14 protein-coding genes, 2 tRNA genes and 2 riboswitches are annotated in these 15,620 nt (G+C 37.2%); of the genes, 13 read left to right on the forward strand and 3 right to left on the reverse strand.

All coding sequences use genetic code 11. From position 1 onward, the window contains the following. The first annotated feature begins 32 nt into the window (after positions 1-32). The 6 genes from DN410_RS25335 (at position 33) to tsaD (ending at position 2,981) form a co-directional block, all read left to right on the forward strand. Positions 33-109 (forward strand) — tRNA-Met (locus DN410_RS25335). Positions 110-111: 2 nt separating this feature from the next. Continuing rightward, positions 112-187: transfer RNA gene (locus DN410_RS25340), tRNA-Asp, on the forward strand. Between the two features lie 174 nt (positions 188-361). Beyond that, a complete protein-coding gene (gene tsaE / locus DN410_RS25345) occupies positions 362-835 on the forward strand; it encodes a tRNA (adenosine(37)-N6)-threonylcarbamoyltransferase complex ATPase subunit type 1 TsaE (protein ID WP_000049651.1) in 474 nt (157 codons plus the stop codon). Then, positions 816-1,508, forward strand: a complete 693-nt coding sequence (gene tsaB / locus DN410_RS25350; protein ID WP_149178500.1) for a tRNA (adenosine(37)-N6)-threonylcarbamoyltransferase complex dimerization subunit type 1 TsaB — start codon at positions 816-818, stop codon at positions 1,506-1,508. Before tsaE ends, tsaB begins: the two co-directional genes overlap by 20 nt. Before the next feature lie 13 nt (positions 1,509-1,521). After that, positions 1,522-1,965, forward strand: coding sequence for a ribosomal protein S18-alanine N-acetyltransferase (rimI, locus tag DN410_RS25355; RefSeq protein WP_140417544.1), 444 nt, complete (start codon positions 1,522-1,524; stop codon positions 1,963-1,965). Then, positions 1,965-2,981 (forward strand): tRNA (adenosine(37)-N6)-threonylcarbamoyltransferase complex transferase subunit TsaD, encoded by a 1,017-nt coding sequence (gene tsaD, locus DN410_RS25360; RefSeq protein ID WP_149178501.1) that lies wholly within the window; start codon positions 1,965-1,967, stop codon positions 2,979-2,981. Before rimI ends, tsaD begins: the two co-directional genes overlap by 1 nt. Before the next feature lie 464 nt (positions 2,982-3,445). Here the strand turns inward: tsaD and DN410_RS25365 are convergent, their stop codons facing one another. Then, entirely contained in the window at positions 3,446-5,371 is a 1,926-nt protein-coding gene (locus tag DN410_RS25365) for an ABC-F family ATP-binding cassette domain-containing protein (protein WP_218947490.1), read from the reverse strand. Positions 5,372-5,558: 187 nt separating this feature from the next. Between DN410_RS25365 and DN410_RS25370 the strand changes: the two genes are divergently transcribed. Then, positions 5,559-6,188 carry a redox-sensing transcriptional repressor Rex gene (locus DN410_RS25370; protein ID WP_000372704.1) on the forward strand — a complete coding sequence of 210 codons (630 nt, stop codon included), beginning with the start codon at positions 5,559-5,561 and terminating at the stop codon, positions 6,186-6,188. 35 nt (positions 6,189-6,223) lie between these two features. Here DN410_RS25370 and DN410_RS25375 read toward each other — a convergent pair whose 3' ends face one another. Further along, entirely contained in the window at positions 6,224-6,412 is a 189-nt protein-coding gene (locus tag DN410_RS25375; protein WP_149178503.1) for a YdiK family protein, read from the reverse strand. Then, on the reverse strand, positions 6,409-7,158 hold the full coding sequence (locus DN410_RS25380; RefSeq protein WP_149178504.1) for a CPBP family intramembrane glutamic endopeptidase: 750 nt from the start codon (positions 7,156-7,158) through the stop codon (positions 6,409-6,411). Before DN410_RS25380 ends, DN410_RS25375 begins: the two co-directional genes overlap by 4 nt. Positions 7,159-7,557: 399 nt before the next feature. Here DN410_RS25380 and groES point away from each other — a divergent pair, with 399 nt between their 5' ends. The 6 genes from groES (at position 7,558) to DN410_RS25410 (ending at position 15,508) form a co-directional block, all read left to right on the forward strand. After that, positions 7,558-7,842, forward strand: coding sequence for a co-chaperone GroES (gene groES, locus DN410_RS25385; protein ID WP_000917307.1), 285 nt, complete (start codon positions 7,558-7,560; stop codon positions 7,840-7,842). Between the two features lie 38 nt (positions 7,843-7,880). Continuing rightward, entirely contained in the window at positions 7,881-9,518 is a 1,638-nt protein-coding gene (groL, locus tag DN410_RS25390; RefSeq protein ID WP_071710570.1) for a chaperonin GroEL, read from the forward strand. 140 nt (positions 9,519-9,658) lie between these two features. Beyond that, positions 9,659-9,760: riboswitch (purine riboswitch) on the forward strand. A gap of 164 nt (positions 9,761-9,924) precedes the next feature. Further along, positions 9,925-11,463 carry a glutamine-hydrolyzing GMP synthase gene (gene guaA / locus DN410_RS25395; protein ID WP_141526296.1) on the forward strand — a complete coding sequence of 513 codons (1,539 nt, stop codon included), beginning with the start codon at positions 9,925-9,927 and terminating at the stop codon, positions 11,461-11,463. A 154-nt stretch (positions 11,464-11,617) separates the two neighbouring features. Then, a riboswitch (purine riboswitch) is annotated at positions 11,618-11,719 on the forward strand. Positions 11,720-11,846: 127 nt separating this feature from the next. Continuing rightward, entirely contained in the window at positions 11,847-13,172 is a 1,326-nt protein-coding gene (locus DN410_RS25400; RefSeq protein ID WP_149178505.1) for an NCS2 family permease, read from the forward strand. 145 nt (positions 13,173-13,317) lie between these two features. After that, entirely contained in the window at positions 13,318-14,019 is a 702-nt protein-coding gene (locus DN410_RS25405; RefSeq protein WP_149178506.1) for a response regulator transcription factor, read from the forward strand. After that, the gene (locus DN410_RS25410; protein WP_149178507.1) at positions 14,003-15,508 is read left to right on the forward strand and encodes a sensor histidine kinase; all 1,506 of its coding nucleotides are present in this window, start codon (positions 14,003-14,005) and stop codon (positions 15,506-15,508) included. The genes DN410_RS25405 and DN410_RS25410 overlap by 17 nt, the downstream gene beginning before the upstream one ends. Positions 15,509-15,620: the final 112 nt, after the last annotated feature.

Consider the following 15,620-nt stretch of genomic DNA (forward strand, 5'->3'; position numbering starts at 1 on the left):
AGAGTAGGACGTCGCCAAGCTATTTATATCATCGCGGGGTGGAGCAGCACGGTAGCTCGTCGGGCTCATAACCCGAAGGTCGCAGGTTCAAATCCTGTCCCCGCAACCAATGGTCCCGTGGTGTAGTGGTTAACATGCCTGCCTGTCACGCAGGAGATCGCCGGTTCGACCCCGGTCGGGACCGCCATTTTATATAAAGAAAAGAACGAAACAAGTTGTTTCGTATTTTTTTATTTGTTTTAACAAAAAACTAATAAAGACAGTCAAACTATCCTTAGGACAACTCCTAAGGACTTTTTTATATATTTAAAACCTGTATAATAAAGAGCAGAGAACATTGTGAATAAAGTAGGTGGAGTCTGTGAGTAAATATGAAGTAACAACAAAATCTTCTGAGGAAACACAAAGATTATCAGAAAGATTAGGTGAACTTGTAAAGGCACAAGATGTAATTATTTTAGAAGGAGATCTTGGAGCTGGCAAAACAACTTTTACAAAAGGGTTAGCAAAAGGTCTTGGAGTGAAAAGAGTTGTAAATAGTCCTACCTTTAATATTATTAAAGAATATAGAGGAAGATTACCGTTATATCATATGGACGTGTATCGTTTAGCGGAAAGTGAAGAGGACTTAGGTTTTGATGAGTATTTCTATGGTGAAGGAATCACAGTAGTAGAATGGGCTCATTTAATAGAAGCATATTTACCAAATGAAAAGTTACAAATTAGTTTATTCCATGCTGGAGATGACACGAGAAAAATTGTACTCGAGCCAATTGGAGATCGCTATATTAGATTATGTGAGGAGCTATTACAAGATGAAAGTACTAGCAATTGATACTTCAAATTACGTAATGGGTGTATCCCTTATTGAGGAAGGAAACGTGATTGGGGAAATCATTACAAATTTAACAAAAAACCATTCTGTACGTCTTATGCCAGCTGTGGAGCAACTGTTAAAAGAATGTAGTGTAAAACCGAAAGAATTAACTAAAATTGTTGTAGCCGCTGGACCTGGGTCATATACAGGTGTTCGCATAGGTGTCACAGCCGCAAAAACATTAGCGTGGTCCCTTCAAATACCAATTGTAGGTGTATCAAGCTTAGAAGTAGTTGCTGCAAATGGAGCTAATTTTAATGGGTTAATCTGTCCTTTATTCGATGGAAGACGTGGACAAGTTTATACCGGATTATATACATATGAAGGAGAGAATTTAACTTCTATAGAAGAAGACCGAATCATCCTTATTGTAGACTGGTTGCAAATGTTAAAAGATACAGGAAAGCGTGTTTTATTTATTGGTAATGATGTTAAGTTGCATAAAGAAACCATCATAGAACATTTAGGTGATCAAGCTGTATTTGCTCCTTTCACTAAAAATAACCCAAGACCGAGTGAGCTAGCGTTCTTAGGATTACAAAAAGAAGAACAAGATGTACATTCATTTGTTCCTAGTTATCTTCGTTTAGCTGAAGCTGAAACAAAGTGGTTAGAAAGTCAAAACGAGTAGGAGTCTGCAGAGGATGGATATGATACTTAGAAAGATGGAACTCGATGATATCGCTCAAATTGTAGCTATTGAAGAAGCATCTTTTTCAACTCCTTGGACTGCTGATGCCTTTCACCGTGAGTTAACGATGAATGAACATGCACATTATGTTGTGTTAGAAAAAGATGGTCGTGTAATTGGGTATTGTGGATTGTGGATAATTATTGATGAATCACATATAACAAACATAGCTATTTTGCCAGAATACAGAGGTCAAAAGCTAGGAGATGCTTTATTGAAAGAAGTTATTTCTGAAGCGAAAGATCTAGGGGTAAAAACGATGACACTTGAAGTACGTGTATCAAACGAAGTAGCAAAACAGTTATACAGAAAATACGGATTTCAAAATGGTGGAATTCGTAAACGATACTATGCAGACAATCAGGAAGATGGTCTCGTAATGTGGGTGAATATATAATGGAAAAAAATACGATTATACTTGGTATTGAAACAAGTTGTGATGAAACAGCAGTAGCAGTTGTTAAAAATGGAACGGAAATTATTGCGAATGTCGTTGCATCACAAATTGAAAGTCATAAACGTTTTGGTGGGGTTGTACCAGAGATTGCATCTCGTCATCATGTAGAAGAAATTACAGTTGTGTTAGAAGAAGCTTTAAAAGAAGCAAATATCACATTTGAGGATATTGATGCAATTGCTGTAACAGAAGGACCTGGTTTAGTAGGAGCGCTTCTAATAGGGGTAAACGCAGCGAAAGCAGTGGCATTTGCACATGATATCCCTCTAGTGGGTGTTCATCATATCGCTGGTCACATTTATGCGAACCGTTTAGTAAAAGAAGTTCAATTCCCACTACTATCACTTGTTGTATCTGGTGGACATACAGAGCTTGTTTATATGAAAGAACATGGTTCATTTGAAGTAATTGGTGAAACAAGAGATGATGCAGCGGGAGAAGCATATGATAAAGTAGCTCGTACGTTATCTATGCCTTATCCAGGGGGGCCTCATATTGATCGTCTTGCACATGAAGGAGAGCCAACAATTGATTTACCGCGTGCATGGCTAGAACCTGATTCATATGACTTCAGCTTTAGTGGATTGAAATCAGCAGTTATCAACACTGTGCATAACGCAAAACAACGCGGCATAGAAATTGCACCAGAAGATTTAGCAGCAAGTTTTCAGGAGAGTGTAATTGACGTATTAGTAACGAAAGCGTCTCGTGCAGCGGATGCATATAACGTAAAGCAAGTGCTTCTTGCTGGTGGAGTGGCCGCGAATAAAGGGCTTCGTGCACGTTTAGAAGCAGAATTTGCACAAAAAGAAAACATTGAGCTAATTATTCCTCCATTATTCTTATGCACAGATAATGCAGCAATGATTGCAGCGGCAGGTACAATTGCATATGAACAAGGAAAACGTGCGACATTAGCTTTAAATGCAAATCCAGGATTAGATATTGAAGCGTAGTTATACACAAAATTAACCACAGCTTGTGGATAAAAGCCATATTATTTGTTGATAATGTGGCTTTTACTGTGTATATAAAATGTTAATAACTTTTTTGGTGGTTGTGGATAATGTGGAAAAGTTATTTCTGTGTTTATATATTAAAGGTGGATATGTGTATAACGTTGTGGATAAATCGGATGAAGTCTGACCTTTGAATATATCCTTTTTCGGGAAATAAAATAATGGTGAATATCTAAAAGATATTTCGAGATAATCTTCTTTTAATTTGTGAATTGGTACAGATGTCAAACTTTGTCGGTAAATCGATACTTGGTGTCGAATCGTTGATATAGTTTCAGTTACGATGGACATATTCAAAAAATGTTCATGTACGATGACGTTGCTCCGCTCTAGAAAACAAAAAAGGATGTCGCATAGTCAAAAATCTCGACTTATGAGACACCCTTCTTACTAAAATGCTTTTATAAATGCAACTCTTCCCATTCTGCCATACAAGCTTCAAGTTGTTCTTGTAGTGTTTGTTTTTTAGTTGTAATTTCACTAGCTTTTTCATAATCAGCATATATTTCTGGTAAGCAAAGCTGATCTTCTAAAGTAGCAATTTCGTCTTCAAATTCTACGATACTTTGTTCCAGTTCTTCAATTTTTCTAGTGCGTTGACGCTCTAGTTTTTTACGCTCTTTCTCTTCTAGATAATTTAACTTTTCTTGTGCAACCACCTTTTGAACAGGTACGTCATTTTCTTGCTGTTCAAGCTCTGCACGTTCAATCATTTCATTTTTCTTTTCAACGTAGTAATCGTAATCCCCTAAATACTCCTGTGCACCTTCTGTTGATAACTCAACAACGGTTGTCGTTACGCGATTAATAAAGTAACGGTCATGTGAAACGAATAGAAGAGTTCCAGGGTAATCAATTAAAGCATTCTCCAAAATCTCTTTACTATTTAAATCAAGATGGTTCGTTGGCTCATCGAGAATTAACAAATTGGATTTTTGCATCATAAGTTTTGCGAGAGCTAATCGAGCCTTTTGTCCACCGCTAAGAGAAGATACTGGCTTCAGTACATCATCCCCTGTGAATAAAAAGTTACCTAGTATCGTACGAATTTCTTTTTCAGGTTGCAGTGGATATTCATCCCATAGTTCGTTTAACACACGCTTAGAAGATGTTAAATTGGCTTGTTCTTGATCGTAATAACCAACAGATACATTGGATCCGAAAGAAACATCACCATTTAATAATGGTAACTTATTCACAATGGACTTTAACAATGTGGATTTTCCAATTCCGTTTGGTCCAACTAAAGCAACGCTATCCCCGCGTGTTAAGCGCATAGTTACATGTTCAATAATCGGATCCGCATCATAGCCGATAGTTGCATCTTTTACTTGTAAAACATCATTCCCACTTTGTTTTTCAATGTCGAAGTGGAAGGATGCTGATTTAGAATCACCTAATGGTCTTGTTAATAATTCCATTCGGTCCAATTGTTTACGGCGGCTTTGTGCGCGCTTCGTCGTAGATGCACGAGCTATATTCTTTTGGACGAAGTCTTCAAGTTTCGCGATTTCATCTTGTTGTTTTTCGTAACGCTTCATTTCTTGCTCGTATAGTGCTGATTTTAAGTCTAAATATTTACTGTAGTTACCAACAAATCGTCTGCTTTCTTTATTCGAAATTTCATATACTTGTGTAACGAGTTTGTCTAAGAAGTAACGGTCATGGGAAACGATTAGTATTGCGCCAGGATAGCCTTGTAAATATTGTTCAAGCCATGTTAATGTTTCGATGTCTAAATGGTTTGTAGGCTCGTCCAAAATAAGTAAGTCTGGTTTCGTTAATAATAGTTTACCGAGAGCTAATCGTGTTTTTTGTCCACCGCTTAAAGTAGAGATTGTCGTCTGATGCGTTTCAACTGGGAAACCAAGACCGCTTAAAATCGAGCGAATGTCTGCTTCGTACTGATAGCCACCTTGGTCTTTGTAGTCTAATTGCAATTGATCATAATCAGCTAATAATTTTTCGTATGTAGCTGCGTTTGAAAAGTTTTCTTCTTTTCCCATCGCTTGCTCAAGCCTTCGAAGTTTTGTCTCCATTTGCTGCAAGTGCGTAAAGACGGTTAACATTTCATCCCAAATTGTTAAAGACGTTTCTAATCCGGTATTTTGAGCTAAATACCCAATCGAGACATCTTTCGGTTTTATAATTTCGCCGCCATCATGAGATAACTCCCCAGCAATTATTTTTAATAATGTAGATTTTCCGGCTCCATTTCGTCCGACTAATGCGATGCGATCTTTCGTTTGCACTTCCAATTTTATGTTTGCAAGAATCGTTTCTGCACCGTATAATTTCGAAAGTCCATTTACTTGTAATAAAATCAATGTTTTCACCTCAAATAATTTCTTAACTTTGCCATGTTTATATTTCTCAATCATACTAAAAATAGTGTATAGTTTAAAATACAGAGAGAATACTTCTTCTTTCTATTATACAAGGAATTTAATGAGTGCTAAACTTCTGTATTTGATTAAAGTATATGAATCAAGATAGGAAGAGAGGAGAGGTTATATGGATCAGCAGAAAATTCCACAAGCCACTGCTAAGCGATTGCCTCTATACTATCGATTTATCCAAAACTTATCTCTTTCTGGTAAGCAACGTGTTTCATCAGCCGAATTAAGTGAAGCGGTAAAGGTTGATTCCGCAACTATTCGAAGAGATTTCTCATATTTTGGAGCGTTAGGGAAAAAAGGATATGGATATAACGTAAATTATTTATTATCATTTTTCCGGGAAACACTCGATCAAGATGATATAACACGTGTAGCGCTTATTGGAGTAGGTAATTTAGGGACCGCTTTCTTACATTATAATTTCACGAAAAACAATAATACAAAGATTGAAATGGCATTTGATGTTAGTGAAGAGAAAGTTGGAACAGAAATCGGAGGCATTCCTGTATATCATTTAGATGAATTAGAAGAACGTTTATCAACTGATATACAAGTGGCGATATTAACAGTACCCGCTACAGTAGCACAATCTGTAGCCGATAGATTGGCAGAAACAAACGTGCACGGTATTTTAAATTTTACACCAGCACGCTTAAATGTGTCAGAGAATATAAGAATTCATCATATTGATTTAGCTGTAGAGTTACAAACACTCGTGTACTTTTTGAAAAATTATCCACAATAAAACGCAGAGGAAGCGACCTCTGCGTTTTATTTTTATTATTTCTTCTGTGCAAATTTAACTAATATAAGGCGAAGCGCCAAATTAAAATCAATTGTCGCCATAACTGCAAATAGTATTGTCCACATATTCCAGATTGTATCTGTTACGTTCGTAATGGCGAAACGTGTAAAGATACATCCGAGAAGGAAGTACAATGCAGCCATGAACAATGGTGAGTTTCTCATACTAAAAATCCTCCGATAAAGCCTTGCATTTTCTCAGCTTCTTTAATCATTTCTTGAATTTGCTCATTGCTTACTGCAATTTGAGCGATTGCAACTAATGTATTCATTGCAACATGAGCTGCGATAGGGACGATAATACGTTTCGTTTTTACATATAAAAAGGCGAATACGAGCCCCATAGCAGTGTATACCAATAAGTGAGTAAAATCAAAATGAATCGCCGCGAATACAAGAGAACTAATGATAGCGGCAATAAAGAAGTTAAACTTCTTATAAAGTGTACCAAATAAAATTTTTCTAAATACGATTTCTTCTAAAATTGGCCCTATAATAGATACAACAATAAGGAACCAAGGTGTTGTTCTTGCGATGTCCATAAGCCTTGCTGTATTTTCAGATCCAGGTTTAATACCTAGTAAATACATTTCAATCATACCAGCAATACTTTGGGAGAAAAATGCTAAGAAGAACCCGATGAAAATCCATCCAACTGTAGCTGGAACAGAAGAGCGCATCGTATCTAAATGTCTGTCACGAATATCTGTTCTAAGTAACCAAAGTACGATACATAATGCAATAAAGAAGCTAATGATTGCCCAGTGGCCAGTTATGAGTTGAAATTTCTCCTCTCTAGTAAATCCCCTGTTATCATAAAGTCCAGTTTTTAGGAGAAGTGGTAATCCAGCAATTGATGATAACTGCATTAAAATATATGTAACGATAATCCACCAATATTGTTTCTTCAAATGGTTTAACCATCCTTTCTAACTCTAGTGTATGAGATAAGGCAGGATAACATGTAATATGCTACCTACGATATAAACTTTCATTCGAATTATGATTTTTTTGTAAATTTGTATTGGAAATTAAAATAGAAGACAGGAAAAAGTTGTGTGTGTAGCGAAAACAACTTAGGGTGTCTTTCATATTGTAACATACGAGCAGTAGAAACAACGATTCATATGATAAAGCTAGTAGAAGAAGGGTTTTATATAGAAAAGTATATATAGTAATTTGCGAAAAAATTATGATTTTTTTACTTGCAAAAGAAATTGAGATTATTTATTATTATAAGTGTGTTAGCACTCGGGTGACTTGAGTGCTAATAAAAAAATCTACATAACACAATGAGGAGGTTATTGTTCATGCTAAAGCCATTAGGTGATCGCGTTGTAATTGAGCTTGTTCAGGCAGAAGAAAAAACAGCAAGTGGTATTGTATTACCAGACACTGCAAAAGAAAAACCACAAGAGGGTAAAGTTGTTGCAGCAGGTACTGGTCGAGTGCTTGAAAATGGTGAGCGTGTTGCTTTAGAGGTAGCAGCAGGTGATCTTATCATCTTCTCAAAATATGCAGGTACTGAAGTGAAATACGAAGGTAAAGAGTACTTGATTTTACGTGAAAGTGACATTTTAGCGGTTATCGGTTAATTATATAAATCTTAAACAATCCAAGGGGGTCAATTATTATGGCAAAAGATATTAAATTTAGTGAAGAAGCACGTCGTTCGATGCTTCGCGGTGTCGACACTCTTGCAAACGCAGTAAAAGTAACGCTTGGACCAAAAGGTCGTAACGTTGTACTTGAAAAAAAATTCGGTTCACCACTTATTACTAATGATGGTGTAACGATCGCAAAAGAAATCGAATTAGAAGATGCATTCGAAAACATGGGTGCAAAATTAGTAGCAGAAGTTGCTAGCAAAACAAACGATGTAGCTGGTGACGGAACAACAACTGCAACTGTATTAGCACAAGCTATGATTCGTGAAGGTCTTAAAAACGTAACAGCAGGCGCTAACCCAATGGGGCTTCGTAAAGGTATCGAAAAAGCGGTTACTGCTGCAATTGAAGAATTAAAAACGATTTCTAAACCAATCGAAGGCAAATCTTCAATCGCACAAGTAGCTGCTATTTCTGCTGCTGACGAAGAAGTAGGTGAATTAATTGCTGAAGCAATGGAGCGCGTTGGTAACGACGGCGTTATTACTTTAGAAGAATCTAAAGGATTCACAACAGAGCTAGATGTAGTAGAAGGTATGCAATTTGACCGTGGATATGCATCTCCTTATATGATTACTGATTCTGACAAAATGGAAGCAGTTCTTGATAACCCATACATCTTAATTACTGACAAAAAGATTTCTAACATCCAAGAAATCTTACCAGTATTAGAGCAAGTGGTACAACAAGGTAAACCACTTCTTATCATTGCTGAAGATGTAGAAGGCGAAGCATTAGCTACATTAGTAGTGAACAAACTTCGTGGTACATTCAATGTAGTAGCTGTTAAAGCTCCTGGATTTGGTGACCGTCGTAAAGCAATGCTAGAAGATATCGCAATCTTAACTGGTGGCGAAGTAATCACTGAAGAATTAGGCCGTGACTTAAAATCTGCTACAGTTGAATCTTTAGGACGCGCTGGTAAAATCGTTGTAACGAAAGAAAACACAACTGTAGTTGAAGGTATTGGAAATACACAACAAATCGAAGCTCGCATCGGTCAAATCCGTGCGCAATTAGAAGAAACAACTTCTGAGTTCGATCGTGAAAAATTACAAGAGCGTCTTGCAAAACTTGCAGGTGGCGTAGCAGTAATTAAAGTAGGTGCAGCAACTGAAACTGAGTTAAAAGAGCGCAAACTTCGCATTGAAGATGCACTTAACTCAACTCGTGCAGCAGTAGAAGAAGGTATCGTTGCAGGTGGTGGTACTTCACTTATGAACGTATACACAAAAGTAGCTTCTATCGTAGCTGAAGGCGACGAAGCAACAGGTATCAACATCGTACTTCGTGCACTAGAAGAGCCAGTTCGTCAAATCGCAATCAACGCTGGTCTAGAAGGATCTGTAGTTGTAGAGCGTCTAAAAGGCGAAAAAGTAGGCGTTGGTTTCAACGCAGCTACTGGTGAGTGGGTTAACATGCTTGAAACTGGTATCGTAGATCCAGCTAAAGTAACTCGCTCTGCACTTCAAAACGCAGCATCTGTTGCAGCTATGTTCTTAACAACTGAAGCTGTAGTTGCTGACAAACCAGAACCAGCTGGTGCTGCTGGAATGCCTGACATGGGCGGCATGGGCATGGGCGGTATGGGCGGAATGATGTAATTCCGTTTGCTCGAAAAACATCCACTTCTATGATAGAAGTGGATGTTTTTTTGTGTTTTTTAGCAAAGGAAATGAATTTCTGTAGAATTTTGTCGCTTTCTCTCTTGACCACATTGATACTTCATTGTTAGAATCTAGGAAGATAATATAAAACGATCCTTCATATATCCTCAATGATATGGTTTGAGAGTCTCTACCGGGTTACCGTAAACAACCTGACTATGAAGGCAGTGTGTCTTATATTTATAAAGAGTGGAGACTATCTTTCTTTATAAAGCCAGACCCCTGCCTTTTCTTTGTTATGAGACTAGAGGCGGAGGACTGGCTTTTTTTATTATATTAGTAATGCTTTTCGCCAAATTGGTGAAAATATTTATATACGAGAACTAACGTTGGGGTGATTATTTTGAAGAAGCAACATGATACAATTATCGTTTTAGATTTTGGGAGTCAATACAATCAGTTAATAGCACGTCGAATTCGTGAGTTCGGTGTATACAGTGAACTTCATCCACATACAATTACTGCAGAAGAAATTAAAGCAATGAATCCAAAAGGGATTATCTTCTCTGGTGGACCAAATAGTGTATACGGTGAAGGCGCATTACATTGTGATGAAAAAATCTTTGACCTAGGATTACCGATTTTCGGTATTTGTTACGGTATGCAGCTTATGACGCAACAATTTGGTGGTAAAGTAGAGCGTGCAAATCACCGTGAGTACGGAAAAGCTGTTCTTAAAGTAGAGAACGAATCAAAATTATATGCGAACCTTCCAGAAGAGCAAGTTGTATGGATGAGCCATGGCGACTTAGTAACTGGTTTACCTGAAGGATTCGTAGTAGACGCGACAAGTGAGTCTTGCCCAATTGCTGGTATGAGCAATGAAGCGAAAAACTTATACGGTGTACAATTCCACCCAGAAGTACGTCACTCTGAGCACGGTAACGATTTAATTAAAAACTTCGTATTCGGCGTATGTGGTTGTTCTGAAGGATGGAACATGGAGAACTTTATCGAAGTAGAACTAGAGAAAATCCGTGAAACTGTTGGAGACAAAAAAGTACTATGTGCACTTAGTGGCGGTGTAGACTCTTCTGTTGTAGCAGTATTAATTCATAAAGCAATCGGCGATCAGTTAACATGTATTTTCGTTGACCACGGTTTACTTCGTAAAGGTGAAGCAGAAGGTGTTATGAAAACATTCAGTGAAGGCTTCCACATGAACGTTATTAAAGTGGATGCACAAGAACGCTTCATGAACAAGTTAAAAGGTGTAGAAGATCCAGAACAAAAACGTAAAATCATCGGTAATGAATTCATTTACGTATTTGATGATGAAGCTTCTAAATTACAAGGTATGGACTTCCTAGCACAAGGTACACTTTACACAGACATCGTTGAAAGTGGTACAGCAACTGCACAAACAATTAAATCTCACCATAATGTTGGTGGACTTCCAGAAGACATGCAGTTCAAATTAATTGAGCCTTTAAACACGTTATTTAAAGATGAAGTACGTGTATTAGGGTCTGAGCTAGGAATTCCTGATGAAATCGTATGGCGTCAACCATTCCCAGGTCCGGGTCTTGGTATTCGCGTATTAGGTGAAATCACAGAAGAGAAATTAGAAATCGTTCGTGAATCTGATGCGATTTTACGTGAAGAAATTATTAAAGCAGGATTAGACCGTGAAATCTGGCAATACTTCACTGCGCTTCCTGGTATGCGTAGCGTAGGTGTTATGGGTGATGAGCGTACTTACGATTACACAGTAGGTATCCGTGCAGTAACATCTATCGACGGTATGACAGCTGATTGGGCACGTATCCCTTGGGACGTATTAGAGAAAATCTCTGTACGTATCGTAAACGAAGTAAAACACGTTAACCGTATCGTGTATGATGTAACGAGTAAGCCACCAGCAACTATTGAGTGGGAATAGTATTATAAAAAATATCCATCTATTGCTTATGCATAGATGGATATTTTTTAAATTTTAAGCTTAATACGAACGAAAATATAAAATTTTATAAAAATGTTCGTTTTTAAATTGACAAAAGCCCCTTGTCGAGTTAATATGAGTATGTAATTCAAACGAAAAGTGAATATTATGCCGTCGTATAATATCGGGGATATGGCCCGAAAGTTTCTACCTAGCTACCGTAAATGGCTTGACTACGAGGCGTTTTTATAAAGGTGAGGGGAATCTTATCTTTATTCATAGAACGCTTCCATGTATATGCAATGGAAGCCTTTTTTATTTTTAATAGATAAAAGAGGGCTAGGAGATTACGGCGAGTAATCATATAACGGGGGAAACGTAAGATGAAGCGCTATTTTCAGTTTGATGAACTCGGAACAAATTATAAAACAGAGTTCATAGCAGGGTTAACGACATTTCTATCTATGGCTTACGTACTATTTGTCAATCCTGCTACGTTGTCGCTTGGCAATGTTAAAGGTTTACCGGCAGGTACAGGGATGGATCCAGGCGCAGTATTCGTTGCTACAGCATTAGCAGCAGCAATTGGTTCGTTAATTATGGGGATTTTCGCAAAGTATCCAATTGCTTTAGCACCAGGTATGGGGATTAACGCGTTCTTTGCTTATACAGCAGTGTTAACGATGGGTATTCCGTGGCAAACAGCAATTGCTGGAACATTAATGTCAGGTATTATCTTTATTATTCTTACTGCTTCAGGTATTCGTGAAAAAATCATTAATGCAATTCCATCAGAGTTAAAGTTTGCAGTAGCGGCAGGTATTGGATTATTCATTGCTTTCCTTGGATTCCAAAATGCTGGAATTATCGTAAAAAATGATGCTGTTCTTGTTGGATTGGGGGATTTAACAAAGGGCACAACGTTACTAGCGATTTTCGGAGTTGTTACTACAATTATCTTCATGATTAAGAAAATCAACGGTGCAGTATTTTACGGTATGATTCTTACAGCAATCTTAGGAGTGGCAACAGGATTAATTGATACTCCGAAAGCTGTGGTGGGAGCAATACCGAGTCTAGAACCAACGTTCGGTGTGGCGTTAACGCACTTCGGAGATATTTTCACTATTGAAATGGGTATTGTTATTATAACGTTCTTCTTTATCGATTTCTTTGATACAGCAGGTACGCTTGTGGCGGTTGCGAATCAAGCAGGATTAATGAAGAACAATAAATTACCACGTGCAGGGAAAGCTTTATTTGCAGATGCGATTGCAACTGTAATTGGTGCGATCTTAGGTACATCGACAACAACGTCGTACATTGAGTCGTCTGCAGGGGTAGCAGCGGGAGGACGTTCTGGGTTTACAGCCGTTGTAACAGCGGGATTCTTTTTACTAGCACTATTCTTCTCGCCATTATTAAGTGTTGTGACACCAGCAGTAACGGCACCAGCTTTAATTATTGTAGGGATCTTGATGGTTTCTTCTTTAGGAGAGATTGATTGGAAGAAATTCGAGATTGCAGTACCAGCATTCTTTACTATCATTTCAATGCCACTTACGTATAGTATCGCAACAGGAATTGCAATTGGTTTTATCTTCTATCCAATTACAATGGTAGTAAGCGGTCGTCGTAAAGAGATTCATCCAGTTATGTATGTTCTGGGAGTTTTATTCGTACTATATTTCATCTACGTTCGTAAATAAGAGGGGTTTTTTGAAAGGTCTAGACTTAAGGGGAGTCTAGACCTTTTTTGCGTCTTCAGAAAATCTTAAGGATTTCCAAACGTTTTTCTTCAGAAGTTTTCCTATAATAGAAGTTAGGGATTAAAAAAGTGATGGGGGAGATATTGTGTCACGTGAAACAATACTAGTCGTAGATGATGAAAAAGAAATTCGAAATTTAATTACAATCTATTTAAAGAATGAAGGATATAAAGTATTGCAAGCAGGAGACGGAGAAGAAGGATTACGCCTATTGGAAGAAAATGAAGTGCACTTAGTTGTATTAGATATTATGATGCCGAAAGTAGACGGTATTCATATGTGTATGAAAGTAAGAGAATCGAAAGAAATGCCAATTATTATGCTTTCGGCAAAAACGCAAGATATGGATAAGATTTTAGGGTTAACAACGGGTGCAGATGATTACGTAACGAAACCATTTAATCCGTTAGAGTTAATCGCAAGAATTAAATCTCAGTTACGCCGTTATATGAAAATGAATGGCTTCGCTATTCAAAATGAGGACGAGCTAGAAATTGGAGAGATGAAAATAAACATATCGACCCATAAAGTTATTGTGGATGGAGAAGAAGTGAAATTGACCCCGAGGGAATTTTCAATTTTAGAATTACTAGCTCGTAATCCGGGGATGGTCTTTAGCGCGGAACAAATTTATGAAAAGGTTTGGAACGAAAGATCTTTCCAGTCGGATAATACGGTAATGGTTCATATTCGGAAAGTGCGTGAAAAGATTGAGGAGAATCCGAGGAAACCAATATATATAAAAACAGTATGGGGAGTGGGGTATAAGATTGAAAAAGATATTTAATCCATTTACTTATGTTAGGAAAATCCGAGAATTGATTGGAAAGATAGTGAAAAGTGTGAAACGGAGTGTACGAATTCAACTTATTACTGCGTTTACTGCTTGTGCGTTATTAGGGCTTTTGTCAGCAAAGGCAGCAGCGCCATTTTTTGAGAATGCGAATCGGGAGGCTACAATTGATTATCGGGCTGGTATGGAACAAATTAACCAACAGGCTCAAGGTGTGGCGAATAGTTCAGTTCATGAAAATAAATTAGAAGCTATATCAAGTATGATTGAAATAGAGAATCAAAATTTAGAACAAGACTCTAGAGCTTTAAAAGTATTGGTTACTGACGAGGGCGGTAAAGTTTTATATAAAACGAAGCAGGCGCAAGAAGAACAAATTGATTTGCATAATACAATTCGTAATGCATCATCATTTGCGATTAATTATATGAATGGTAGAAAAGAATTTGAAAGTACGAGAAAAGAATTTGTAGCTTTTGCACCTATTACAATTGAAGGAAAGAATTTATACATGTTTGTTAGTGGGATTCCAGAAGGCGAAGTAATATATGATACGCAAGAAGGGCCGTTTCCGTTTTTCATAGGTGTACTTGTATTCATTTTCTCTTTCTTCTATATAACAAAGAGAAAGATGAAGCAAATTGAAGCAATGGCGCGAGGAGTAAAAGAAATAGAAAAAGGCAACTTAGCTTACCGTATTGAGAAAAAAGGTGAAGATGAGATTGCGGCTTTAACTGAGAATATTAATAATATGGCAGAAGAGCTTATGAATAATATAGAAAAGGAACGTAAATTAGAGAAGCAAAAGAATGAACTTATTACGAATGTATCTCATGATTTGCGTACACCACTTACTTCTATTATGGGGTACTTACGATTACTTCGAGATTCTAAATATGAGAATATGGAACAACATGATGAGTATACGAGAATTGCTTTTGCAAAGTCGGAGCAGTTAAAGAATTTAATAGAAGATTTATTTGAGTATACGAAGTTAACAAATGAACAAGTTATGCTAGAAAAGCAAGATGTATGTATAAATGAATTACTTGAGCAATTAATAGAAGAGTTAGTACCGCAGGCGGAAGAACATGGACTTACATTTGTTAAGAAATTTCCTGAGGAACGTACCTATGCATCGATTGATTCAGAAAAGATGGTCCGTGTATTTGATAATTTACTAATAAATGCGATCAAGTATAGTAAAGATGATGGAGAGATAAAAGTTTCTCTTCAAAGGCAGCGCAGGGATATACAAATTGTTATAGCGAATCATAGTGAAGAGTTTACAAGAGAAGAGTTAGCTAATCTGTTTGAACGTTTTTATAAGAAGGATCAATCTCGAAGTAGAGTAACGGAAGGTTCGGGACTCGGGTTAGCGATTGCGAAAAATATTGTTGAGTTACAAGGTGGTAGTATTCGAGCTGAATATGAGGATGGTATTATTCAGTTTATCGTCTCGTTACCAATTATAGAAAAATAATAAACGAATAGAATGGTATATGATAAAAAGGCTTATTTTAAAAGGAATAAGCCTTTTTATATTTTTTAGAAAAACATGTTGACGATTAGAGGTTAGAGGTGTAATATAGAAC

The organism is Bacillus sp. SH5-2, assembly GCF_008368905.1.
In the GTDB taxonomy this organism is placed as follows: Bacteria; Bacillota; Bacilli; order Bacillales; family Bacillaceae_G; genus Bacillus_A; species Bacillus_A luti.

What these genes read in the sequence shown, in the direction of transcription:
- tsaB (WP_149178500.1), top strand. Translation starts at nt 816, where the DNA reads ATGAAAGTACTAGCAATTGATACTTCAAATTACGTAATGGGTGTATCC.
- rimI (WP_140417544.1), top strand. Translation starts at nt 1,522, where the DNA reads ATGGATATGATACTTAGAAAGATGGAACTCGATGATATCGCTCAAATT.
- tsaD (WP_149178501.1), top strand. Translation starts at nt 1,965, where the DNA reads ATGGAAAAAAATACGATTATACTTGGTATTGAAACAAGTTGTGATGAA.
- DN410_RS25370 (WP_000372704.1), top strand. Translation starts at nt 5,559, where the DNA reads ATGGATCAGCAGAAAATTCCACAAGCCACTGCTAAGCGATTGCCTCTA.
- DN410_RS25375 (WP_149178503.1), bottom strand. Translation starts at nt 6,412, where the DNA reads ATGAGAAACTCACCATTGTTCATGGCTGCATTGTACTTCCTTCTCGGA.
- groES (WP_000917307.1), top strand. Translation starts at nt 7,558, where the DNA reads ATGCTAAAGCCATTAGGTGATCGCGTTGTAATTGAGCTTGTTCAGGCA.
- groL (WP_071710570.1), top strand. Translation starts at nt 7,881, where the DNA reads ATGGCAAAAGATATTAAATTTAGTGAAGAAGCACGTCGTTCGATGCTT.
- DN410_RS25400 (WP_149178505.1), top strand. Translation starts at nt 11,847, where the DNA reads ATGAAGCGCTATTTTCAGTTTGATGAACTCGGAACAAATTATAAAACA.